The following is a 23157-nucleotide window of genomic DNA, read 5'->3' on the forward strand; positions in this document are numbered from 1 at the left end:
GGAGGGACGAAATGCAGACCATCAAGGGACCGGCGCTGTTTCTGGCGCAGTTCGCGGGCGATCAGGCGCCCTTTGATTCATGGGATAACATCACCCGCTGGGCTGCCGATTGCGGCTACAGCGGCGTGCAGGTGCCCAGCTGGGACGCGCGGCTGATCGATCTGGACCGCGCCGCCGAAAGCCGCGACTATTGCGATGAATTCAAGGGCAAGGCGGCCGAGAACGGCGTCGAGGTGACCGAGCTTTCGACCCATCTGCAAGGCCAGCTGGTCGCCGTTCATCCCGCCTATGACGAGGCATTCGACGGCTTTGCCGCCCCGCATGTGCGCGGCAATCCCAAGGCGCGGCAGGAATGGGCGGTCGATCAGGTCCGCAAGGCGCTGACCGCGTCGCGCAACATGGGCATCGGCGCGCATGCGACGTTTTCGGGCGCGCTGGCATGGCCCTTTGTCTATCCCTGGCCGCAGCGGCCGGCCGGGCTGGTCGAGGCGGCCTTTGACGAGCTTGCCCGGCGCTGGCAGCCGCTTCTGGATCATGCCGAGGATTGCGGCGTCGATATCTGCTATGAAATCCACCCGGGCGAGGATCTGCATGACGGCGACAGCTTCGAGATGTTCCTTGCCCGAACCGGCAATCACGCCCGCGCCAACATGCTTTACGACCCCTCGCATTACATTCTGCAATGCCTTGATTATCTGGACAATATCGACATCTACCGGGACCGTATCCGGATGTTCCACGTCAAGGATGCCGAGTTCAATCCGAATGGCCGCAAGGGGGTCTATGGCGGCTTTCAGGGCTGGGTGAACCGCGCCGGCCGGTTCCGCAGCCTTGGCGACGGCCAGGTCGATTTCGGCGCGGTCTTCTCGAAGATGGCGGCCAATGATTTCGACGGCTGGGCGGTGGTCGAATGGGAATGCTGTCTCAAGCACCCCGAGGACGGCGCGCGCGAGGGGGCGGAGTTCGTCCGCAGCCACATCATCCGCGTCACCGACAAGGCCTTTGACGATTTCGCGGATGGCGGCACCGACGATGCCGCGAACCGCCGCATGCTGGGGATAGGATAATGACACGGATCAGGCTGGGAATGGTCGGCGGCGGCAAGGACGCCTTTATCGGCGCGGTGCACCGCATCGCCGCCCGCATCGACGGGGAATTCGATCTGGTCGCGGGCGCGCTGTCCTCGACCCCGGAAAGGTCGCGCGACAGCGGCGCGGCGCTCGGGCTGGCGGCGGATCGCTGCTATGCCAGCTATGACGAGATGGCCGAGGCCGAGGCCGCGCGCCAGGACGGGATCGAGGCCGTGGCGATCGTCACCCCGAACCACGTCCATGCCGGTGCGGCCAAGGCGTTTCTGGCGCGCGGCATCCATGTCATCTGCGACAAGCCCCTGACCGCGACCATGGACCAGGCCGAGGATCTGGCCAGGGCGGTGAGGGCCGCGGATGCGCTGTTCATCCTGACGCATAATTACACCGGCTATCCGATGATCCGTCAGGCCCGCGACATGATCGCGGCGGGCGATCTGGGCGCCATCCGCGTGGTGCAGGTCGAATATGCGCAGGACTGGCTGACCGAGGCGGCCGAACAGGGCGGCCAGAACAAGCAGGCGGAATGGCGCACCGATCCGGCGCGCTCGGGCGTGGGCGGCTCGGTCGGGGATATCGGCAGCCATGCCCATAACCTGGCCTGTTTCGTGACCGGGCTGGAGGTGGAAAAGCTGTCGGCCGATCTGCAAAGCTTTGTCCCCGGCCGCCGCGTCGATGACAATGCCCATGTGCTGCTGCGCTTTCAGGGCGGCGCGCGCGGCATGCTCTGGTGCAGCCAGGTCGCGCCCGGCTGCGAAAACGGGCTGCGCCTGCGCGTCTTTGGCGAAAAGGGCGGGCTTGAATGGGCGCAGGAGGACCCGAATTACCTGTGGTTCACCCCCTTCGGCGCGCCCAAGCGGCTGCTGACGCGGGGCGGCGCCGGAGCGACGGCTGCCGCCAGTGCCGTCAGCCGCACCCCCGGCGGCCATCCCGAGGGCTATCTGGAAGGCTTCGCCAATATCTATGCCGGCGCCGCGCAGGCGATCCGCGCGGCGCGGCAGGGCCGGCGCGATCCGGTTCTGGACCTGCTGCCGGGGCTGGAGGCCGGGCTGGCGGGCATGCGCTTCATCGAGGCCTGCGTGCGTTCCTCGGACAAGGATGCGGCATGGGTCACGATCTAGCCCCGGTGCTGGAACTGCGGCAGGTCAGCCGCAGCTTCGGCCCGATCGAGGTGCTGCACGGCGTCGATATCGCCCTGCAGCCGGGGCGCGTCCACGCCCTGATCGGCGAAAACGGCGCCGGCAAATCGACCATGATGAAGATCATGGCCGGCTATCAGCCGCCCTCTTCGGGGCAGGTGGCGCTGGACGGAAAGCCCATCGCCTTCGCCTCGATCGGCGAGGCCGAGGCGCGCGGCATTTCGCTGATCCATCAGGAATTCAACCTGGCCGAGCAACTGACCGTCGAGGAAAACATCTTCCTCGGGCGCGAACTGCATCGCGGCCCGTTTCTGGACAAGCCGGCGATGCGGGCGCGGGTGCGGGAATTGCTGGCGGCGCTGGATTGCCGCGTCCCGCCCGAGCGCAGGGTCGCGCAACTGTCGAATTCCGACAAGCAGATGGTCGAGATCGCCAAGGCGCTGTTGCGCGACACCCGCGTGCTGATCATGGACGAGCCGACGGCCGTCCTGACCCGCGCCGAGACCGCCGTGCTGCTGCGGCAGGTGCGCGCCCTGCGCGCGGCGGGAACGGCGGTGCTGTTCACCTCGCACAAGCTCGACGAGGTGGCCGAGATCGCCGACGACCTGACCATCATGCGCGACGGCGCCGTGGTCTGGACCGGACTCGCCGCCGGGATGGACGAACATGGCATGGCCACCGCCATGGTCGGGCGCGAGATGTCGGACCTGTTTCCGCCCAAGGACAGCACGCCGGGCGAAATCGCGCTGGAGGTCACCGGCCTGAACGTGCCGGGACATGCCCGCGATATCGGTCTGACCCTGCGCCGGGGCGAGGTGCTGGGCGTCGCCGGGCTGATCGGCTCGGGCCGGACCGAGACCTTCGAGGCGCTGTGCGGGCTGCGCCCGGGCAGCGGCCGGGTGCGGCTGTTCGGCCGCGAGGTGCGCATCAATCACCCCTGGCAGGCGCAGGCGCTTGGCATGTGCTACCTGACCGAGGACCGCAAGACGCGCGGCCTGCTGCTGCAAAAGGGCATGCGCGAGAACCTGACCCTGCAGGCGCTGGCGAAATTCGACCGCGGGCTGATCGACACCCGCGCCGAGGATCGCGCGCTGGATCAGGCCATCGCCGATTTCGACATCCGCGGCCATCGCGGCGCGCTGGTCGGCAACCTGTCGGGCGGCAACCAGCAGAAGCTGCTGTTCGCCAAGACGCTGCTGGCGGATCCGGAAATCATCATCATCGACGAGCCGACGCGCGGCATCGACATCGGCACCAAGCAGCAGATGTACGGCTTTATCCGCCGGCTGGCCGCGCAGGGCCGCGCCATCGTGGTCATCTCGTCCGAAATGCAGGAGGTGATCGGCCTCGCCGACCGCGTGCTGGTCATGCGCCACGGCCGGATCACCGGCGAGCTGGCCGGCAGCGACGCCACCGAAGAGGCCATCGTCCGCCTGGCCATGGGCGTGGCCGTATCCGCCCCGCAACAGGAGAGTGCGACATGACCGACACGACCAAAGCGCCCATCCGCCTGTCCATGTCGGTGATCGGCCCGGTTCTGGGCCTGCTGGCGCTGATCGTCGCCGGGGCCTTGCTGAACCCGAATTTCCTGGGCTGGGACAATATCGTCAACGTGCTGGCGCGCTCGGCCTTTATCGGCATCATCGCGGTCGGCATGACCTTCGTGATCACGGCCGGCGGGCTGGACCTGTCGGTGGGCTCGATGGCCGCCTTCATCGCCGGGCTGATGATCCTGGTGATGAACTCGGCCCTGCCGGCGCTTGGCGTCGGCATCCCGGTGGTGCTGCTGGGCATGGCGGTGGCGCTGGCCGGCGGCTTGCTGGCCGGGCTGCTGAACGGGCTGATCATCACCCGGCTGGGGATCGAGGCCTTCATCGTCACGCTGGGCTCGATGGGCATCTATCGCAGCCTTGTCACCTGGCTGGCCGATGGCGGCACGCTGTCGCTGGATTTCAGCCTGCGCAGCTTTTACCAGCCGGTCTATTACAGCGGCATCCTGGGCATCAGCTGGCCAATCCTGGTCTTTGCGCTGGTCGTCGTGCTGGGCGAGATCGTGATGCGCGCGACCGCCTTCGGGCGGCATTGCGCGGCCATCGGCTCGAACGATCAGGTGGCGAAATATTCCAGCGTGCGCGTGGCACGGGTGCGGCTGATGACCTATGCCGGGCTGGGCCTCCTGGTCGGGGTCGCGACGATCATGTATGTGCCGCGCCTCGGCTCGGCCTCGGCCGCCACCGGCGTCCTGTGGGAGCTTGAGGCGATCGCCGCCGTGATCATCGGCGGCACCGTGCTGAAGGGCGGCTTCGGCCGCGTCTGGGGCACGGTGATCGGGGTGCTCATCCTGTCGCTGATCAGCAATATCCTGAACCTGACCGACTTTGTCTCGCCCTATCTGAACGGCGCGATCCAGGGCGCGATCATCATTCTCGCTGTCGTGTTGCAGCGCGAAAGCAAGGCCGGAACATGACCCGGCCACATCAAGGGAGAAAGCAATGAAACATCTCGCATCCGGGCTGGCGCTGGCCATCGCCCTGAGCACCCCGGCCCTGGCCCAGGAGGCCGAGACCAGGGTGATCGGCGTGTCGATCCCGGCGGCCACCCATGGCTGGGCGGGCGGCATGAACTATTTCGCCCAGACCGCCGTCGAGCGGCTGGAGGCGACCTATCCGCAGCTTGATTTCGTGCTGGCGACGGCCTCGGACCCGGCAAAACAGGTCAACGATATCGAGGACATGGTGGCCACGCGGAAAATCGACGCGCTGGTCGTGCTGCCCTTTGAATCCGAGCCGCTGACCGGGCCGGTGCAGAACGTCAAGGCCTCGGGCGCCTGGGTCACGGTGGTCGATCGCGGGCTGGCGGTCGAGGGGATCGAGGATCTTTACGTCGCCGGCGACAATCCCGGCTTTGGCCGCGTGGCGGGCGAATATTTCGCCAAGGCCCTGCCCGAAGGCGGCAAGATCGTCGTGCTGCGCGGCATTCCCACCACCATCGACAACGAGCGCGTCGAGGGCTTCCAGAAGGCTCTGGAAGGCACGAATGTCGAGATCCTCGGCATGGAGCACGGCAACTGGAACCGCGACGACAGCTTTACCGTGATGCAGGATTTCCTGTCGAAATATCCGCAGATCGACGCGGTCTGGGCCTCGGATGACGATATGGCGGTCGGCGTTCTGGGCGCCATCGAGGCGGCCGGGCGCGAGGATGTCAAATTCGTGCTTGGCGGCGCCGGGATGAAGGAAATGGTCAAGCGGGTGATGGACGGCGATGCGATGATCCCCGCCGATGTGACCTACCCGCCGGCGATGATCGCCACCGCCATCGAGGTGACGGCGGCCGGGCTGGTCTCGGGCGCGCCGGTCTCGGGGCAGTTCATCATCGGCTCGGTCCTGATCACGCCGGAAAACGCCGCAAACTTCCATTATCCCGACAGCCCGTTCTGATCGCGCGGCGGATCTGCGACAATCCGGCGCGGGGCGACCCCGCGCCGGTGCGCTCATCTTGCCCGACGGTCGCCTTGCGCGGCCCCGTTCTTCCGACTAAAAAAGTCAAGATTCGGCGGGACAATCCCCGATGCCTGCCGGTCCTGTCTGCGGAGGCACGCCATGAACGATCTGACACCTGCAAGATTACGGGAACTCAAGCGCGACGCGACCCTGCGCCCTTATGATCTGGCCACGCAGCTGGGCCTGCCCGAGGCCGCGCTGGCCGAGGCCGATCTGGGTCATGGCGCGGTCAGGATCGACGCGACCCTTGGCCGGCTGATCCCCGCCGTCGCCGCGCTTGGCGAGGTGATGGCGCTGACCCGGAACCGCTCCTGCGTGATCGAGAAGCTGGGCACCTACAATGATTTCCACGATGGCGAGCACGCCGCGATGACGCTGGACGCGGAAATCGACATGCGCATGTTCCCGCGCCACTGGGTCCATGCCTATGCCGTCGAGACCGAGGGCAAGGACGGCATCCGCCGTTCGGTTCAGGTCTTCGACGCGGCGGGCGACGCGATCCACAAGGTGCATCTGCGCGACGGCTCGGACCTGGCGGCCTGGGCCGCGCTGCGCCGCGATCTGGCCCTGCCGGATCAGGAAACGCCGTCGCAATTCGGCCCCCGCGCCGCGCCCGAGGGTGCAAGGACCGCCCCGGACCGCGCCGATACCCTGCGCGCGGAATGGGTCAGGATGACCGACACGCATCAGTTCAACACGCTGGTGCGGCGGCTCAAGATGAACCGGCTGGGCGCCTATCGCGTCGCCGGCGCGCCGATGGTGCGCCAGCTGGCGGTCGAGGCGGTGCCGCAACTGCTGGAGCGCGTGCAGGCCGAAGCGCAGCAGATCATGCTTTTCGTCGGCAATGCCGGCTGTATCGAGATCCATTCCGGCCCGATCCGCAGCCTGAAACCCGTGGGCCCCTGGCTCAACGTGCTGGACGAGCGTTTCAACCTGCATCTGCGCGCCGATCACATCGCCGAGGTCTGGCTGGTGGACAAGCCGACCAAGCGCGGCCCCGCCATCTCGGTCGAGGCTTTCGACGCGGAAGGCAGCCTGATCTTCCAGTGCTTCGGCATGCGCGAGGACAAGGGCGGCGATCCCGCCGCATGGGCGGGTCTGGTCGCGACCCTGCCCGGGACGGGTGCGGCATGACGGCCCGTGCCTGCCACAGCGCGGGATGCGGGCCGCGCGCGGCGCTGATGGCGCTGATCGCCGCGACGGCGGCGGCGCTGCTCTCCGGCCCTGCCGCCGCCGACCCCCATCCCGATGCCAGCCGCGTGCTGTCGATCGGCGGATCGGTCACGGAAATCGTCTATGCGCTTGGCCAGCAGGACCGGCTGGTGGCGCGCGACACCACCTCGAACTACCCGGCCGAGGCGCAGGCGCTGCCCGATATCGGCTATATGCGCCAGCTTTCGGCCGAGGGCGTGCTGTCGGTCAAGCCCGACCTGATCCTGGCCGAGGACGGCGCCGGGCCGCCGGAAACCATCGCGCTGCTGAAACAGGCGGGCATCCCGTTCGAGACGATTCCCCCCGGCACTGGCCCCGGCGGGCTGGCCGACAAGATCACGGCCGTGGCCGAGGCGCTTGGCGTGCCCGACACCGCCACCGCCCCGGTCGCGGCGCTGCAGGCCGATCTGGACCGGCTGGCGGATATTTCGGCCGATCCGGCGCAGAAGAAACGCGTGCTCTTCGTGCTGTTCGCCACCGGCGGGCGGATCACCGCCTCGGGCACCGGGACCGAGGCGGATGCGATCATCCGCATGGCGGGGGCGGAAAACGCGGTGCAGGGCTTCGAGGGCTACAAGCCGCTGACCGACGAGGCGATCACCAGCGCCGCGCCCGACATCATCCTGACCATGCGCCGGGGCGGCGCGGGCGCCGAGATCGACGCGAAGGCCGAGGACCTGCTGGCCCTGCCCGCCATCTCGACCACGCCCGCCGCCCGCAACGGCGCGGTGATCAGCATGGACGGCCTCTATCTGCTGGGCTTTGGCCCGCGCACCGGCAAGGCGGCGCTGGACCTGCATGACGCGATCTACGGGACATCCTGATGGTGGCGCTGGACGCCCGCAATCACCGGATCGAGGGCGACCGCCGCCATCTGGGCCGTGCGCTGTCGCTGTGGCTGCTGGCGTTGCTGCTGGTGCTGGCCGTGTTCTCGCTGGGGCATGGCGCCTCGGGCGTGTCCGCCCCTGCGGTGCTGCTCGACCGGCTGGCGGGGCGCGCGATCGCGCCGACCGACGCGGTGGTGCTGTTCGATATCCGGCTGCCACGGCTGCTGACCGGCATTCTCGTGGGCGCCGGTCTGGCGGTCTCGGGCGCGATCATGCAGGGGCTGTTTCGCAACCCGCTGGCCGATCCGGGCCTTCTGGGCGTCAGCGCCGGGGCCTCGCTGGGGGCGATCTCGGCCATCGTCATGGGCGGCGCGCTGCCGGCGGCGATCTCGGCCGCGATCGGCTGGCATCTGGTGCCGCTGGCGGCCTTTGCCGGCAGCTGGCTGGCCATGCTGACGCTTTACGGCATCGCTACGCGACAGGGCCGCACCTCGGTCGCGACGATGCTGCTGGCGGGGATCGCGCTGGCCGCGATGATCGCCGCCCTGTCGGGGCTGATCATCTATCGCGCCGATGACGAGCAGCTGCGCGATCTGACCTTCTGGGGCATGGGCTCGCTGGCCGGATCGAGCTGGAGCAAGCTGCAGGCCGCCGGGCCGGTCATCCTGCTGGCGCTCATGGCGGCACCGGCGCTGGCGCGCGGGCTGAACGGGCTGGCCCTGGGCGAGGCGGCGGCCGCCCATGTCGGCATCCGCGTCCAGCGGATCAAGACCGGCGCGGTCCTGATCACGGCAGCGGCGACCGGCGCCGCGGTCGCGATTTCGGGCGGCATCGGTTTCGTCGGCATCGTCGTGCCGCATCTGCTGCGGCTGATCGCCGGGCCGGATCACCGCTGGCTGCTCGTGAATTCCGCGCTGCTGGGCTCCTCGGTCCTGATCGTCGCCGATATGATCAGCCGCAGCATCGTCGCCCCGGCCGAACTGCCCATCGGCATCGTCACCGCGATGATCGGCGGGCCGTTCTTTCTGTGGGTGCTGCTGTCGAACCGCAGGGCGCTGGACGGATGAGCCTTGCCGCGCGCAACCTGGCGATCCGCCTGGGCCGCGCCCTGATCCTGAAGGGCGTCGATCTGACCGCCCGCGCCGGTTGCCTGACCGCGATCATCGGCCCCAATGGCTCGGGCAAGACCACGCTGCTGCGCGCCCTGACGGGCGAGCTGGCCGCGACATCGGGCCAGGTGGTGCTGAACGGCCGCGACATCGCCGGCTTTCGCCCGCATGAGCTGGCCGCGCTGCGCGCCGTGCTGCCGCAGCAGACGGCGCTGAGTTTCCCCTTTACCGCGACCGAGATCGTGCGCATCGGCCTGACCTCGCACCCCGGCCGCGAAACGGATCGCGACGACCTGATCCGCGCGGCGCTGGCGGCAGTCGGCCTGCCCGGCCATGCCGGGCGGCTTTATCAGCAGCTTTCGGGCGGCGAACAGCAGCGGGTACAGCTGGCGCGCGCGCTGGCGCAGGTCTGGCAGCCGCTCGGCGATGACGGCCCGCGCTGGCTGCTGCTGGACGAGCCGGTCAGCAGCCTGGACATCGCGCATCAGCTGACGGTGATGCGGCTGGCCGCCGATTACGCGCGGCGCGGCGGCGGCGTGATCGCGGTGATGCATGACCTGAACCTGACCGCGATGTTCGCCGATCATCTGCTGCTGATGCATGAGGGCCGCGCGATGGGCGAAGGCACCCCGGCCGAGGTGCTGACCGACGACCTGCTGTCGCGGGCCTATGGCTGCCGGCTTTGCGTGAACCGCGCGCCGGTACAGGGGATCTGGCTGCTGCCGCAGCTTGCCTCGGTCTGAGGGGCGCCTCGGCCACAGACGCGGCCAGCGCAAAAGACGAAACCCCCGGCCCGCAATGGGCCGGGGGTCGAAACACCGCCTCTCCTGCGGCGCTCAGGCGCTTTGCAGATCGCCGTCGTCCTGACGGTTCAGGCTGTCGCGATCGGTCTGGCCCAGCACCTGCGAGGTCACCGTGCCCGCCGTCATCGCGCCCGAGACGTTGACCGCCGTCCGCGCCATGTCGATCAGCGGCTCGACCGAAATGAGCAGCGCGACCAGCGTCACCGGCAGGCCCATGGCGGGCAGCACGATCAGCGCCGCCATGGTGGCGCCGCCGCCGACACCGGCGACCCCGGCCGAGGACAGGGTGACAATGGCGATCAGCGTCGCGATCCAGGTCGGATCCAGCGGGTTGATGCCCATGGTCGGCGCGACCATGACCGCCAGCATCGCCGGATACAGCCCCGCGCAGCCGTTCTGCCCGATCGTCGCCCCGAACGAGGCCGAGAACGAGGCGATGGTCGCGGGCACACCCAGGCGGCGGGTCTGGACCTCGATGTTCAGCGGGATTGTCGCGGCGCTGGAGCGGCTGGAAAAGGCAAAGCTGAGCGCCGGGGCCGCCTTGCGGAAGAAGGTCAGCGGGTTCACGCCGGCCGTTCCCAGCAGCACCGCATGCACCACCAGCATGATGCCCAGCCCGATATAGGAGGCCAGCACGAACTTGCCGAGATTGAGGATATCGGCCGCGTTCGAAGTGGCCGAAACCTTGGCCATCAGCGCCAGCACGCCATAGGGCGTCAGCGCCATGACCAGCCGCACCAGCTGCGTGATCCAGGCCTGCATCAGGTCGATCAGCGACAGCAGCTGCTCGCCCTTCTGCCCGTCGCGCCGCACCAGCCGGATCGCCGCCACACCCAGAAGCGCGGCGAACACCACCACCGCGATGATCGAGGTCGGATTGGCGCCGGTCAGCTCGGCAAAGGGATTCCTGGGGATAAAGGACAGGATCAGCTGCGGCACGGTCAGTTCGGCGACCTGCGGCGCATAGTTGCTTTCCAGCGCGCTGAGCCTTGCGGTTTCGGCGGCGCCCTGCACCAGCCCCTCGGCGGTCAGGCCGAAGGCCAGCGACATGACCACGCCCACCAGCGCCGCGATGGCGGTGGTCAGCAGCAGCGTGCCCAGCGTCAGCACCGAGATCTTGCCCAGCGCCGAGGCGTCGTGCAGCTTGGCCACCGCGCTCAGGATCGCCACGAAGACCAGCGGCATGACGATCATCTGCAACAGCCGGACATAACCGTTGCCGATGATATTGGTCCAGTTGATCGTGGTCTGCACGATCTGGGAATCATGGCCATAGACCAGTTGCAGAGCGATGCCCAAGAGCGTGCCCAGAAGCAGCGCGATCAGCACACGCGTGGATAGAGAAGACTTGCTGGCCTGCAGGCGGAACAATCCGTAAAGCAGGGCAGCAAACAGGATCAGGTTGAAGGCGACAGCCGTCATGGTAATTCTCCGGCGAATAATCTGATTGATTATTAATGACTTCCGGCGGCGGATTTAAGCACTTCCTTGCGAATAAGGACATGCGCCCGGGAATCGCCGCGTTTCGCGGACGGGTTTTCGCGATTCCCGCGCAGGGTCGGAATTGCCGTTTTGCAAAACCGCATCGCTGCCGGAACGGCCAAGGCCCGCGACCAGGCGGTTTTGCCGGCGCCACGCCCCGCACGGACACGCTCGGCCGGGGCGATCGGGCGCGGAAAAAGCCATCGGCATGAGCAAAGCGCTGCCCGCATGTCGATTTGGAATTGCAGCTTGCCGCATCTGACTGGAAAATCGAACACCAGTCTTGATCCTTGCGGAGCGCACCATGTCAGTCCAAAACCCCGATCGCCGCGCCGTTCTGGCCGCAGCCCTTGGTGCGGGGGCCCTGTATCTGCTGCCCGAAATGGCGCGCGCGCAGGACAGCGCCATCGCCGCCGGGATCGAGCTTGGCCCGGCACAGCCGTTCTCGCTTGAGACGCTGCGCGACATGGCCCGCAGCCTTGCCGCCGAAAGCTTTACCCCGATGGCCAAGCCCGATGCCGCGATCCTTGAACAGATCGACTATGACGCGCATGGCAAGATCCGCTTTCGCAAGGATCGCGCGCTATGGGGCGGCTCGGCCGGGGACAACGCGGTGCAGTTCTTCTTTCCCGGCCGGTATTTCCAGGAGCCCGTGCATATCTATGTGGTTCAGGACGGCACGGCGCGCGAGGTGCCGTTTTCGCGCGACCTGTTCACCATCCCCGCGGACAGCCCGGCGCAGCAGCTGACCAAGACCGACGGCTTTGCCGGGTTTTCGGTGCAGGATCAGGACACGCGCATCGACTGGATGGCCTTCCTGGGCGCCTCGTACTGGCGCACATCGGGCTATTCGGGACAGTTCGGCCTGTCGGCGCGCGGCCTTGCGCTGGATACGGCGATCCCGGACGGCCCCGAGGAGTTCCCGCGCTTCACCCGGTTCTGGCTGGAACAGGGGGGCGACGGCGCGATCACCACCTATGCGCTGCTGGAAAGCCCGCGCGCGACCGGCGCCTATCGCATCGTCTCGCGCCGGGATCAGGGCGTGGTGCAAGAGATCTCGGCCGATATCTTCCTGCGCCGGGGGGTCGCGCGGCTGGGGCTGGCGCCGCTGACCTCGATGTACTGGTTCGGCAAGCACGACCGCCATGTCGCCGCCGACTGGCGCCCCGAGGTGCATGACAGCGACGGTCTGGAAATGCTGACCGGCAGCGGCGAGCGCATCTGGCGGCCGCTGAACAACCCGCCGCGCATCATGGCGAACAGCTTTGCCACCTCGGGCCCCAAGGGCTTTGGCCTGATGCAGCGCGAACGCGATTTCGACCGCTACGAGGATGACGGGGTGTTCTACGACCGCCGCGCCTCGGCCTGGGTCGAGCCGCTGGAGGATTGGGGCGAGGGCGCCGTCACGCTGATCGAACTGCCCACCGATGACGAGACATTCGACAATATCGTCGCCTTCTGGACCCCTGCCGAGCCCGCCGCCGCGGGCCGCGAATACCGGCTGAACTATCGGCTGAGCTGGCTCGAGGACAGCCCCGTGCCGCCGGTCAACGCCCGCTTCCGGGCGGTGCGGCTGGGCAAGGGCGGCATCCCCGGACAGCCCCGGCCGGCCGATACCGTCAAGGTGGTCTGCGATTTCGAGGCGCGCGGCTTCGAGGGGCTGGAGCGCGGGCCGCTGACCCGGCCGATCGTCAGCGCCTCGCGCGGGATGATCGGCGGCGCGGCCGCCTATCCCATCGTCGATGACGAGGGCTGGCGGGCGCTGTTCGACATCGATTTTTCCTCGCTCGCGCCCGAGGACGACGAGCCGATCGACCTGCGCGTCTTTGTCGAACATGACGGGCGGGCGATGACGGAAACGCTGATCCTGCAGTTCTTTCCCAGCCAGCTGCGCGACCTGCTCGCCGCCAGCAACTGACCCGGCAGCCGGGCGGCACGCAAAAGCCAGGCGGCGGAGCCGGCCACCGCCTGCCCCGCCGCCTTTCTGCCGCCGTTCCCTTGCGCGGGACCGGCGCCGGCCCGTCAGATCACGCCCTGCGCGCGCATGGCTTCGGCCACGCGCACGAAACCCGCGATATTCGCGCCCAGCACATAATCGCCCGGCGTGCCGTATTCATCGGCCGTCGCGGCGCAGGTATCGTGGATACTGTGCATGATATCGGCCAGACGCTCTTCGGTGCGCTTGAAGCTCCAGCTGTCGCGCGAGGCGTTCTGCTGCATCTCCAGCGCCGAGGTCGCGACGCCGCCGGCATTGGTGGCCTTGCCCGGGCCGAACAGCACGCCGGCCTCCTGGAAGGCGCGCACCGCCTCGGGGGTCGAGGGCATGTTGGCCCCCTCGCCCACGGCGATCACGCCGTTCTTGATCAGCGTCCTGGCGTCGCGCCCGGTCAGTTCGTTCTGCGTCGCCGAGGGCATCGCCACATCGCAGGCCACATCCCAGATCCGGCCGCCCTCGACATAATGCGAGCCGGTGCCCCTGAGCCGCGCGTATTCGCTGATCCGGCCACGGCGGGCCAGCTTGATTTCCTTGACCAGATTCAGGTCGATCCCGTTCTCGTCCACGACATAGCCGGCGGAATCCGAGCAGGCGATGATCGTGCCGCCAAAGGACTGGATCTTTTCCATCGTGTAGATCGCGACATTGCCCGAGCCCGAGACCACGGCCTTCTTGCCGTCGAAACTGTCGCCCTTGGTGCCCAGCATGCTTTGCACGAAATAGGTGCTGCCATAGCCGGTGGCCTCGGTCCGGGCGCGCGAGCCGCCATAGAGCATGCCCTTGCCGGTCAGGACCCCGGCGGCAAAGCAGTTGGTCAGGCGCTTGTACTGGCCGAACATATAGCCGATCTCGCGGCCGCCGACGCCGATATCGCCGGCGGGCACGTCGGTCTTGTCACCGATATGGCGGTAAAGCTCGGTCATGAAGGACTGGCAGAAGCGCATGACCTCGGCATCGGAACGGCCGCGCGGGTCGAAATCGGCGCCGCCCTTGCCGCCGCCGATCGGCAGGCCGGTCAGCGCGTTCTTGAAGGTCTGCTCGAAGCCCAGGAACTTGATGATGCTCAGATTGACCGAAGGGTGAAAGCGGATGCCGCCCTTATAGGGGCCAAGCGCGGAATTGAACTGGACGCGAAAGCCGCGATTGACCTGCACCTGCCCGTCATCGTCCAGCCAGGGAATGCGGAAGATGATCTGGCGCTCGGGCTCGCAGATGCGCTCGATCAGGGCGTCGTCGGCATATTCGGGACGTTTCGCGATAACCCGGCCAAGGCTTTCAAGAACCTCGCGCACGGCCTGGTGGAATTCCGGTTCGCCCGCATTCCGACGCAGGACCTCTGCGAGAATGGGCTCCAGTTTTTCGTCGATGCTTGCCAATTTGTTACTCACTTCGCTCTCGGGTTAATGCAATTCGTCGGAAGGCGTGGTTATGCACTTGCATGACAATTCTGCAATTTGCAATATTTTCGCCCGTCATTAAGATAGCTCGCCTGCATGGCCTCGCCGCCCGGAAAAGGGCCGGATTCCGCGGCCGGCGGGCGTTTCGCGCCATCGGCGCCCGGGCGATCCGGCACTCCGCGCGGCAAGGGTTTCAACGCGAATCGGCCTCGGCCTCGGGCAGCGAGGCGATTGCCGGGCCGCATATCGCCGCCGATATCAGCGCGGCGGAGAACAGCGCCGAATAGCCGAATTGCTGCGCGATCTGTCCGCCGATCACGCCCAGAACCATGCTGACGCCGGCATCCGCGCATTGAAAGACGGTGAAATCGACGCCCGCCTGCCCGGGATCGGACCATTGCATGAAACGCGCGTAAAGCGCGACGAAGCCCAGTGCCAGAAAGGCCGAAGCGCCCAGCTGCGTCAGCGCGGCCAGGACCGGCAGGGGCAGATCCAGCCCCAGGGCCACGCCAAGGCAATAGGCCAGCACCGATGCCTGCCCCAGCAGCGCCAGCCGCAAGACCCGCAAGGTGCCCAGCCTCGCCACCAGAAGGCCGCCGCCGATCGCGCCGGCCAGTCCGACGACAAGGCTGCCGCTGGCGCTGTAAAGGCCGATCTCGGCCAGGGTAAAGCCGCGATCGACCAGAAAAGGGCCGAAAAAGCCCTGGGCGGACTTCATCGCCGCGACATAAAGCACCGTGATCAACAGGCCGCGCCGCAATTGCGGCCGCGCCCAGGCGGCCCGCAGGCTGGGCCCGTCCGCCGCCGGGGCGCTGCGCGGCGCGGGCTGGCGCAACAGCAGGAAGGGCAGCGTGAAGGCAAGGCACATCGCGAGCAGCACCGCCATGCCCGCCTGCCATCCCAGGCGGCTGATGGCGATCAGCATCGCGCCCCCGCCCATGGCGGCGCCGATATAGGCGCCACCCACCTGCATCATATTGACCCATGGGTAGTTTTCCGGGGCGAAAGCCTCGACCGCGTGGCCGTCGCAGGCGATATCCGCGCTCGCCGTCGCGGTCGCGACGACAAGAAGCGCAAGCCCCAGCCAGGCCAGCGCCATATCCGGCCACCAGGCGAGGACCAGCACCGCCGCGATCACCAGCGCGCCCGCCATGGCGATGACGCGCTTGCTGCGCGCCGGGTGCCCGGGCGGGCGTCGCCATGCCTCGACCCATGGGCTCCACAGGAATTTCAGCGCCCATGGCAGGATCAGCAGCGACAGCAGGCCCAGATCGTCCAGCGCCACGCCGCGATCGCGCATGACGGCAGGCAGCGCCGACCAGACAAAGCCGCCAAGGATGCTTTGCGTGACATAAAGCCCACCCAGCGAGGTCAGGGCCAGAATCAGGGCGCGACCGTGCCGGGTTCCTGCCATGCTCAGAAGCGGCGCGACAGGCTCAGGTCGATCATGCGCGGCTCGTCGGCATAGCACCAGTCGCTGGTGCAGACCTGCCCGTCACGATCGAACAGATTGCGCACATTCAGCTGCAACTGCGTGCCCTCATGACCCAGATCCGCGAAATCATAGCTGAGGCCAAGGTCGAAATAGGTGCGGCTGGCATTGCGGATCGTATTGAGATCGTTGCCATAGCTCTTGCCGATATGACGCATGCCGGCCATGACGGCGAAATTCTCCAGCGCGCCGGATGGCGGGGCGTATTTCACGAACAGCGACAGCGTGTCGCGGGGGCTGCCGGACAGTTCGTTGCCCTTGGTGCCCGGAGCGCCCTCGTTGATCCTGACCCGCATATGCGCATATGAGCCGATGAAGCTGAGGCCGTTTTCCAGATCGCTCTGCGCCTCAAGCTCGAACCCGCGCGAGGTCAGGTCGTATTGCAGCCCGCGATTGCGGCCGTCCGCGCCGACCACCAGCGACATGCCCTCGTCCTGGCGGATGTCGAACAGGGCGGCGGTGACGACGGTGCGCTGGTCGGGCAGTTCGTATTTGACGCCGATCTCTTTTTGCAGCGCCTTGGTCGGCTCGGCGGGGCTGCCGGTCGGATCGGTCGCGTCGTCATAGACCTGCGCGACATTGGGCGCGAAGGAGCTGGCGATATTGGCATAGGGTATCCACCCGCCGGCAAGCTCGTAGGACAGGCCCAGACGGGCGGTAAAGGCTTCGTCCCACTGGGTGCCGCCGGTCACGATATCCGTGCCATAGACCGCGTCGGCATATTCCGTCTTGACCCAGTCATACCGCGCCGAGGCCGAGACGGTCAGCGCGCCGCGTTCGATCTGGTCGGCGATATAGATGCCGGTCTGGGTCTGCTTGCGCCAGGCGTAGAAGGGCACGTCCAGCGCCTCGTTCACCGCCTGTCCCAGATCGGTGCCGCCATAATCCGCGCTGTATTTGCCGCGCATGTAATCGGCGCCGATCGCCAGCCTGTGCTCGAAATCCCCGGTCTGGAAACGGCGTTCGAGCATCAGGTCCATCACATGCGATCGGGCGGTCTCGTGATAGCGTTCCCAGTATCCGGGGATCAGATCGGGATAGGTGCCGTAGCGCGTGGCGTAGCGCATGTCCGCCCGGACCTTGCTGTAGCGATAGCTGTGCCGCAATTGGGTGTCGCGGTCGATCTGCCAGCTGTATTCATAGCCGATGCGGAATTGTTCCTGATCAAAGCGGTTATAGCCGGGATCGCCGGCCGGCGCGTCCGTCACCCTGAGATCGCTGCCGAAATGGGAATAGGCGACGGCGCCGGTTCGGTCCTTGGCATATTCGGCCGACAGCAGCAGCCGGTGATCCTCGGCCAACCGCAGGCTGATCGAGGGCGCAAGGAAAATCCGGTCGTCCTCATAGCCCGGGATATGCGTGTCGGCATCGCGGAGCAGCGCGACAAAACGGTACAGCGTGTCGCCATTCGCATCCAGCGGGCCGGTCAGGTCCAGCGCCCCCTCGACCCGGCCATGGCTGCCATAGCTGAGCCGCGTCTCGCGATAGGGTGTGTCCTTGGGCCGCTTGCTGACCAGGTTCACCACGCCGCCGGGGGTGCTGACGCCGAACATGGATGAGGCCGGCCCCTTGAGCACCGCGATCCCCTCCAACGCATAGGGTTCGTTGCGATACCAGGCCGACAGACCGTTGAAGCTGCGCAGCCCGTCGCGGAACACCCCGGTCTGATAGGCGGGAAACCCGCGCAGATAGAACGAATCATAGCGGCTGTCGAAGCCGAAATTGCCCGGCGTGACCGCAGCCGTGTAGTTCAGCGCCTCAAGCAGGGTGCGTGGCGCCTGATCCTGCAACTGGTCCTGGGTCACCACGCTGACCGATTGCGGCAGGCGCTGGATCGGCGTGTCCACGCGCATCGCCTGGCGGCCCGAGCGGGCGATATAACCGTCCTGGAGCAGCGTCTCGTCGCTCTCGGCCTCGAGCACGATCATGTCCAGCTCGATCAGGTCGTCCTGCGCCATCGCGACGGCGGGCAGGAAGCTGCCGCAAAGCAGCAACGACAGGGTGAATCTGATGCTCATGTTCCGATCCCGGGCAGGGCCTTCGTCTTTGCTTGATTCAGGGGGAACCCTGGCCTGGCCGGACGGGCGAAGTTGTCATTCCTTGCCCGTCCGGCGGGCCGGCCGGGCGCGCCCGCCCTACGCGAAAAACAGGAGGTGAACAATATCTTTCTTGCGACCCGCGCCGGGCCGGAAAGGTGATGCCGGGACAAGCTGTCTTGCGCCTGTCGCACTGATGCGGTCATTTCGGCATGACGTGCTGAAAAAAGGAGTATGGGCTCGTGAGCAGACTCTCAGGTTACCTCGCCACCGGCACCGCGATTGCCATGCTGCTGGCCGCCGGCGCCCATGCCGAAACCGCGCCCGCATCGGCCGGCATCCTGTCGCCGGCCGGCCTCGCCGGAGGATTGCTGCGCGGCGCCATCGCCTATGGCCGGGTGGTCGCGGATATCCGCTATGGCGGGCTGGTGATCGACGGCCAGCGCGGCGGGCTGGTGCTGCGCGATCTGGAAATCGCCGCGCCGGGCGGGAACGAGAATTGCCGGATCTCGCTCGACCGGCTGCAGATCACCGGGCTCAGCTTCTGGGCGCAGGAGGAAACGCGGACCCATGTCGCTGCCTCGGGCCTGTCGATCGCGACCAATTGTTTCGGGCCCAACGCGCTGATGATCGGCACGGTGACCGGCAGCGACCGGATCCCGCTGGACAGCCTGACGCTGGACCTGCGCCAATCCTCGGCCAGCGGCGCCTTGCTGGCCGATATCGAGGCGATCAGCCCCGGCATCGCCCGTATCGAGGGCAGCGCCGATTTCAGCTATGTCTCGATGTACTCCCCGGATTTCTTTGAAAAGCTCGCGGCGGGCGGCCCCGGAAACCGGTTTGACCCGGGCAGCCCGCCATCGGCGCCCGGCAATGAGGGCGGTGCCGAGCCCCAGCAGATCGGAACCCCGACGCCGGAATTCGGCCTGCGCGGCACGCTGCGCGCGGCGCATGTCTCGGTCGAGGATCTGGGGGTCTGGGAAAGGCTCGGGGTGTTTCTGCCACCCGATGCCACCCGCCCCGAGGCCACGCTGGCGCTGCTGACCGCCGAGCCGGGAACCGCCCTGCGCGAGTTGCAGCAGGATCTGGCCGACAGCCTGACCGCCTTTCTGGCCGAACCGGGCCGGATAACCGCCGAGATCCGCCCCGCAGCGCCGATCGCCTTTGACACCACCGGCATGGCCGGACCCGAGGAGGCGGCGGCGCTGTTCCGCCCAACTGTCACGAACGGCTTGCCGACGCCGCCGCTGCCGCTGATCGCCGATCCCGGCGATCAGGACGATCCGCGCAGGCTGGGGCTTGCCCTGGCCGAGGGTCGCGGCCTGCCGCAAAACACCCGCCGCGCGATCGAATTGCTGACGCCGCTGCAACAGGATGGCGAGGTCGCCCTGACGCTGGCCCGGCTGCTGGCCGAGAGCGACGCCGCCACCGCCTATGGCCATGCGCAGACGGCGGCCTCGCTGGATGCGCCGGGCGCGGCATCGGTGCTGGACCGGATCGAGGCGCTGTTGCCGACCGGGCAGTTGCTGGCCGCGCAGATCCCGGCGGATTCGGACCCGCCGGCGGGTGCCTTCGCATCGGCCGTCGCGCTGCGCGACGCGGCCATGGCGCTGGAACAGGGCGACGGCGTGGCGCGCGGCTATGCGATGGCATGGCGGCTGGCCGCCCCGGCGGCCGGCGCGGGCGATGGCGCGGCGCAGGCCCTGCTGGCGCGGCTCGAGGCCCGTTTCGGCACCGATCCGGCCTGGATCGAGGCGCGCGACCGGGCGGCGGATCTGGCGCTGAACGACTGGACGGAACAGGATCTCGCCGCGCGTCTTGCGGGCAATTGACCCGTTTCGGGCAAGGTTGAAACGCCTTGGCGGCATGTCCCGCGCCGACGGAGCGTTTCCGGCGCGGGACATGCCAAGGGTCAGGACGCGCCGGCCGGGTTTTCCGCCGCTGCCGTCCCGCGCGAGAACAGCCGGTTCACCAGCACGAAGAACACCGGCACGAAGATGATCGCGAGCGCCGTGCCGGTGATGGTGCCGAACAGCGTCGCATAGCCGATGGCATGGCGCGCGCCCGAACCCGCGCCCGCCGACAGCACCAGCGGCACCACGCCGAGGCCAAAGGCCAGCGAGGTCATCAGGATCGGCCGGAACCGCAGCTCGGCCGATTTGCGCACGGCCTCAAGCGCGTTCTCGCCCAGGGTCGCCATGCGCTCGCGGGCGAATTCGACGATCATGATGCCGTTCTTGCCGGTCAGCCCGACCACGGTCAGCAGGCCGACCTGGAAATAGACGCCGTTCGACTGGCCGCCGATCCAGGCGCCCAGCAGCGCGCCCAGAATCCCCACCGGCATCGCCAGCAGCACCGCGATCGGGATGGTCCAGCTTTCGTAAAGCGCGGCAAGGCACAGGAACACGGCACTCAGGGCCAGCGCATAAAGCGTCATCGCGCCGGCGCCGGCCTCTTTCTCTTCCAGCGACATGCCGGTCCATTCCAGCGAATATCCGGGCGGCAACTGACCGGCCAGACGCTCCATCGCCTGCAATGCCTCGCCCGAGGAATAACCCTCGGCGGGCGAGCCTTCGATCTCCATCGCCGCCAGCGCGTTGTAGCGGCTGACCTGCTGCGGGCCGAACACCCATTCCTGCGTCGCGAAGGTCGAGAAATCGACCGGATCGCCGCTGGCATTCTGCACCCGCCACAGCGCCAGATCCTCGGGCGCGGTGCGGGCCGAGGGCTCGCCCTGCAGATAGACGCGCTTGACGCGGCCCTCATAGAGAAAGTCGTTCACATAGGCGCTGGACCAGATCGTCTGCAGGAACGATCCCACATCCGCGGCGGTCACGCCGACCGCGCCCGCCTTGCCCCAGTCGATGTTCAGCCGGAACTGCGAGGCATCCTCGACCCCGCTGGGGCGCACCGCCGTCAGCATCGGATCCTGCCCCGCCATGCCCAGCAACTGGTTGCGGGCGGCCAGCAATTCCTCGTGGCTTTGCCCGGCCGTCGCCTGCAGGAATGCGGTAAAGCCGTTCGAATTGCCCAGCTCCATCACGGCGGGCGGCACGACCGGCACCACGACCGCCTCGCGGATGCCGCCCATCAGCGGACCAAAGGCACGGGCGGCAATGGCCTGCGCGCTATCCTCGGGCGAGGGGCGCTCGGACCAGTCCTTGAGCTTGACGAACATCATGCCCATGTTCTGCCCCTGGCCGGCAAAGGAAAAGCCGCGCACGGAAAACACCGATTCGACATTCTTCGCCTCGGCATCGGTGTAATATTGCTCGACCTTGCGGATGACCGCCTCGGTCTGTTCGGCAGTCGCGCCCGAGGGCAGCTGCACGATGGTCAGCAATGCCCCCTGATCCTCGTCGGGCAGAAACGAGGTGGGCGTGCGCTGATACATCGCCGCCATGCCCAGAACGATCAGCCCATAGATGATCAGCATCCGCAGCGGGCCGCCGGTCACGCGCCGGACGATGCCGGCATAGCCACGGGTCAGCCCGCCAAAGCGCCGCTCGAACCCCGCGCCGAAGCCCGCGCCCAGCCGCCCGAGCCAGGTTTTCGGCGGCTCGTGCGAGGGCGGCTTCAGCATCGTCGCGCAAAGCGCGGGCGTAAAGATCAGCGCGACCAGCACCGACAGGCCCATGGCCGAAACGATGGTGACGGCGAACTGCTTGTACATTTCGCCGGTCGCGCCGCCGAAAAAGGCCATGGGCACGAAAACCGCCGAAACCACGATGGCGATGCCGACCAGCGCGCCGGAAATCTCGTCCATGGATTTGCGCGTCGCCTCGAGCGGGCCCAGATGCTCGTCATGCATGATCCGCTCGACGTTCTCGACCACGACGATGGCGTCATCGACCAGCAGGCCGATGGCCAGCACCATGGCCAGCATGGTCAGCGTGTTGATCGAGAAACCCAGGGCCGCCATGATGCCGAACGTGCCCAAAAGCACGACCGGAACCGCCAGGGTCGGGATCAGCGTCGCGCGGAAATTGTGCAGGAACAGCAGCATCACCAGAAAGACCAGCACGATCGCCTCGATCAGCGTATCGACCACCGCCTCGATCGAGATCTCGACAAAGGGCGTGGTGTCATAGGGCACGACATAGCTGACCCCGGCCGGCAGCGACTCGGCCAGTTGCTCCATCTTTTCCTTGACCAGCTCGGCCGTCGCCAGCGCGTTCGCGCCCGAGGCCAGCTGGATCGCCATGCCCGAGGCGGGCTTGCCGTTGTAAAAGCCGGTAATCTCGTAATTCTCGGTGCCCAGTTCGGCGCGCGCCACGTCGCGCAGCAGCACCATGCCGCCATCGGTATCGGTGCGCAGCACGATACGCTCGAAATCCTCGGGGGTTTTCAGCAGCGATTGCGCGGTGACCGTGGCATTGAGCAGCTGCCCCTTGGGCGCCGGCATGGAACCGAAACTGCCGGCCGAGATCTGCGCGTTCTGCGCCCGGATCGCCGCCGTGACGGTTTCCGGCGACAGGTTGTAATATTTCAGCTTGAGCGGATCGAGCCAGATCCGCATGGCGTATTCCGAGCCGAAGACCTCGACCTTGCCCACCCCTTCGAGGCGCGAGATCGGCTCGACCATGTATGAATTCAGATAATCGGCAAGATAGATATCGCTGTAATCGGTGCCTTCCTCGCCGACCAGACCGATGACCATCAGAAAGCCGGTCGCGGATTTCTCGACCGTGACGCCCTGGCGGGTCACCTCGGCGGGCAGGCTCGCCTCGGCCTGGGCCAGCTTGTTCTGGACCTGCACCTGCGCGATATCGGCATCGGTGCCAAGCGCGAAGGTCAGCGAGATCGAGGCGCGGCCGGTCGAGGTGGTCGAGGATTCGATATAGCGCAGCCCGTCAAGGCCGGTCATCTCTTTCTCGATGATCTGCACCACCGTATCGGCGACCGTTTCGGCCGAGGCGCCGGGATAGGTCGCGCCGATCACCACCGACGGGCCGGAGATCGACGGGTATTGCGAAATGGGCAGGCGCATGATCGACAGCGCGCCCAGCCCCATGACGATGATCGCGATCACCCAGGCAAAGATCGGGCGGTCGATGAAGAAACGTGGCATGG

16 protein-coding genes are annotated in these 23157 nt (G+C 67.3%); 11 read left to right on the forward strand and 5 right to left on the reverse strand.

Annotated features, from left to right (window positions below; translation table 11 throughout):
- Window positions 1-11 precede the first annotated feature (11 nt).
- From IT41_RS05060 to IT41_RS05100, 9 genes are all read left to right on the forward strand, one after another.
- On the forward strand, window positions 12-1067 hold the full coding sequence (locus IT41_RS05060; protein ID WP_036739183.1) for a sugar phosphate isomerase/epimerase family protein: 1056 nt from the start codon (window positions 12-14) through the stop codon (window positions 1065-1067).
- On the forward strand, window positions 1067-2209 hold the full coding sequence (locus IT41_RS05065) for a Gfo/Idh/MocA family protein (protein ID WP_197055978.1): 1143 nt from the start codon (window positions 1067-1069) through the stop codon (window positions 2207-2209). The genes IT41_RS05060 and IT41_RS05065 overlap by 1 nt, the downstream gene beginning before the upstream one ends.
- Entirely contained in the window at window positions 2194-3711 is a 1518-nt protein-coding gene (locus IT41_RS05070) for a sugar ABC transporter ATP-binding protein (RefSeq protein ID WP_036739185.1), read from the forward strand. The genes IT41_RS05065 and IT41_RS05070 overlap by 16 nt, the downstream gene beginning before the upstream one ends.
- Window positions 3708-4694, forward strand: coding sequence for an ABC transporter permease (locus IT41_RS05075; protein WP_036739186.1), 987 nt, complete (start codon window positions 3708-3710; stop codon window positions 4692-4694). Before IT41_RS05070 ends, IT41_RS05075 begins: the two co-directional genes overlap by 4 nt.
- Before the next feature lie 25 nt (window positions 4695-4719).
- Window positions 4720-5667, forward strand: a complete 948-nt coding sequence (locus IT41_RS05080; protein WP_036739188.1) for an ABC transporter substrate-binding protein — start codon at window positions 4720-4722, stop codon at window positions 5665-5667.
- 162 nt (window positions 5668-5829) lie between these two features.
- Window positions 5830-6864 carry a hemin-degrading factor gene (locus IT41_RS05085; protein ID WP_036739190.1) on the forward strand — a complete coding sequence of 345 codons (1035 nt, stop codon included), beginning with the start codon at window positions 5830-5832 and terminating at the stop codon, window positions 6862-6864.
- The gene (locus IT41_RS05090; protein ID WP_231564691.1) at window positions 6861-7766 is read left to right on the forward strand and encodes a heme/hemin ABC transporter substrate-binding protein; all 906 of its coding nucleotides are present in this window, start codon (window positions 6861-6863) and stop codon (window positions 7764-7766) included. Before IT41_RS05085 ends, IT41_RS05090 begins: the two co-directional genes overlap by 4 nt.
- Window positions 7766-8836 carry a FecCD family ABC transporter permease gene (locus IT41_RS05095; RefSeq protein WP_036739192.1) on the forward strand — a complete coding sequence of 357 codons (1071 nt, stop codon included), beginning with the start codon at window positions 7766-7768 and terminating at the stop codon, window positions 8834-8836. The genes IT41_RS05090 and IT41_RS05095 overlap by 1 nt, the downstream gene beginning before the upstream one ends.
- Window positions 8833-9621, forward strand: a complete 789-nt coding sequence (locus IT41_RS05100) for a heme ABC transporter ATP-binding protein (protein WP_036739194.1) — start codon at window positions 8833-8835, stop codon at window positions 9619-9621. The genes IT41_RS05095 and IT41_RS05100 overlap by 4 nt, the downstream gene beginning before the upstream one ends.
- Window positions 9622-9714: 93 nt before the next feature.
- On the opposite strand, the gene IT41_RS05105 is transcribed toward IT41_RS05100, so the two are convergent.
- The gene (locus IT41_RS05105; RefSeq protein WP_036739196.1) at window positions 9715-11103 is read right to left on the reverse strand and encodes an L-cystine transporter; all 1389 of its coding nucleotides are present in this window, start codon (window positions 11101-11103) and stop codon (window positions 9715-9717) included.
- Window positions 11104-11467: 364 nt separating this feature from the next.
- Between IT41_RS05105 and IT41_RS05110 the strand changes: the two genes are divergently transcribed.
- Complete coding sequence (locus tag IT41_RS05110; RefSeq protein ID WP_036739345.1) at window positions 11468-13081, forward strand: OpgD/OpgG family glucan biosynthesis protein; 1614 nt, start codon at window positions 11468-11470, stop codon at window positions 13079-13081.
- A 104-nt stretch (window positions 13082-13185) separates the two neighbouring features.
- Here the strand turns inward: IT41_RS05110 and gdhA are convergent, their stop codons facing one another.
- The 3 genes from gdhA to IT41_RS05125 all read right to left on the reverse strand — a co-directional run bounded on the left by gdhA (window position 13186) and on the right by IT41_RS05125 (window position 18066).
- A complete protein-coding gene (gdhA, locus tag IT41_RS05115) occupies window positions 13186-14535 on the reverse strand; it encodes an NADP-specific glutamate dehydrogenase (RefSeq protein WP_036739198.1) in 1350 nt (449 codons plus the stop codon).
- Between the two features lie 214 nt (window positions 14536-14749).
- On the reverse strand, window positions 14750-15970 hold the full coding sequence (locus tag IT41_RS05120; RefSeq protein WP_052081279.1) for an MFS transporter: 1221 nt from the start codon (window positions 15968-15970) through the stop codon (window positions 14750-14752).
- Between the two features lie 2 nt (window positions 15971-15972).
- The gene (locus IT41_RS05125) at window positions 15973-18066 is read right to left on the reverse strand and encodes a TonB-dependent siderophore receptor (RefSeq protein WP_036739199.1); all 2094 of its coding nucleotides are present in this window, start codon (window positions 18064-18066) and stop codon (window positions 15973-15975) included.
- A 260-nt stretch (window positions 18067-18326) separates the two neighbouring features.
- Between IT41_RS05125 and IT41_RS05130 the strand changes: the two genes are divergently transcribed.
- Window positions 18327-19916 carry a serine/threonine-protein kinase gene (locus tag IT41_RS05130; protein WP_074948042.1) on the forward strand — a complete coding sequence of 530 codons (1590 nt, stop codon included), beginning with the start codon at window positions 18327-18329 and terminating at the stop codon, window positions 19914-19916.
- A gap of 80 nt (window positions 19917-19996) precedes the next feature.
- Here the strand turns inward: IT41_RS05130 and IT41_RS05135 are convergent, their stop codons facing one another.
- Window positions 19997-23155: an efflux RND transporter permease subunit gene (locus IT41_RS05135; RefSeq protein ID WP_036739201.1), complete on the reverse strand. Its 3159-nt coding sequence runs from the start codon at window positions 23153-23155 to the stop codon at window positions 19997-19999.
- Window positions 23156-23157: the final 2 nt, after the last annotated feature.

Origin of the sequence: Paracoccus halophilus, assembly GCF_000763905.1 — a bacterium.
Classification (GTDB): Bacteria; Pseudomonadota; Alphaproteobacteria; order Rhodobacterales; family Rhodobacteraceae; genus Paracoccus; species Paracoccus halophilus.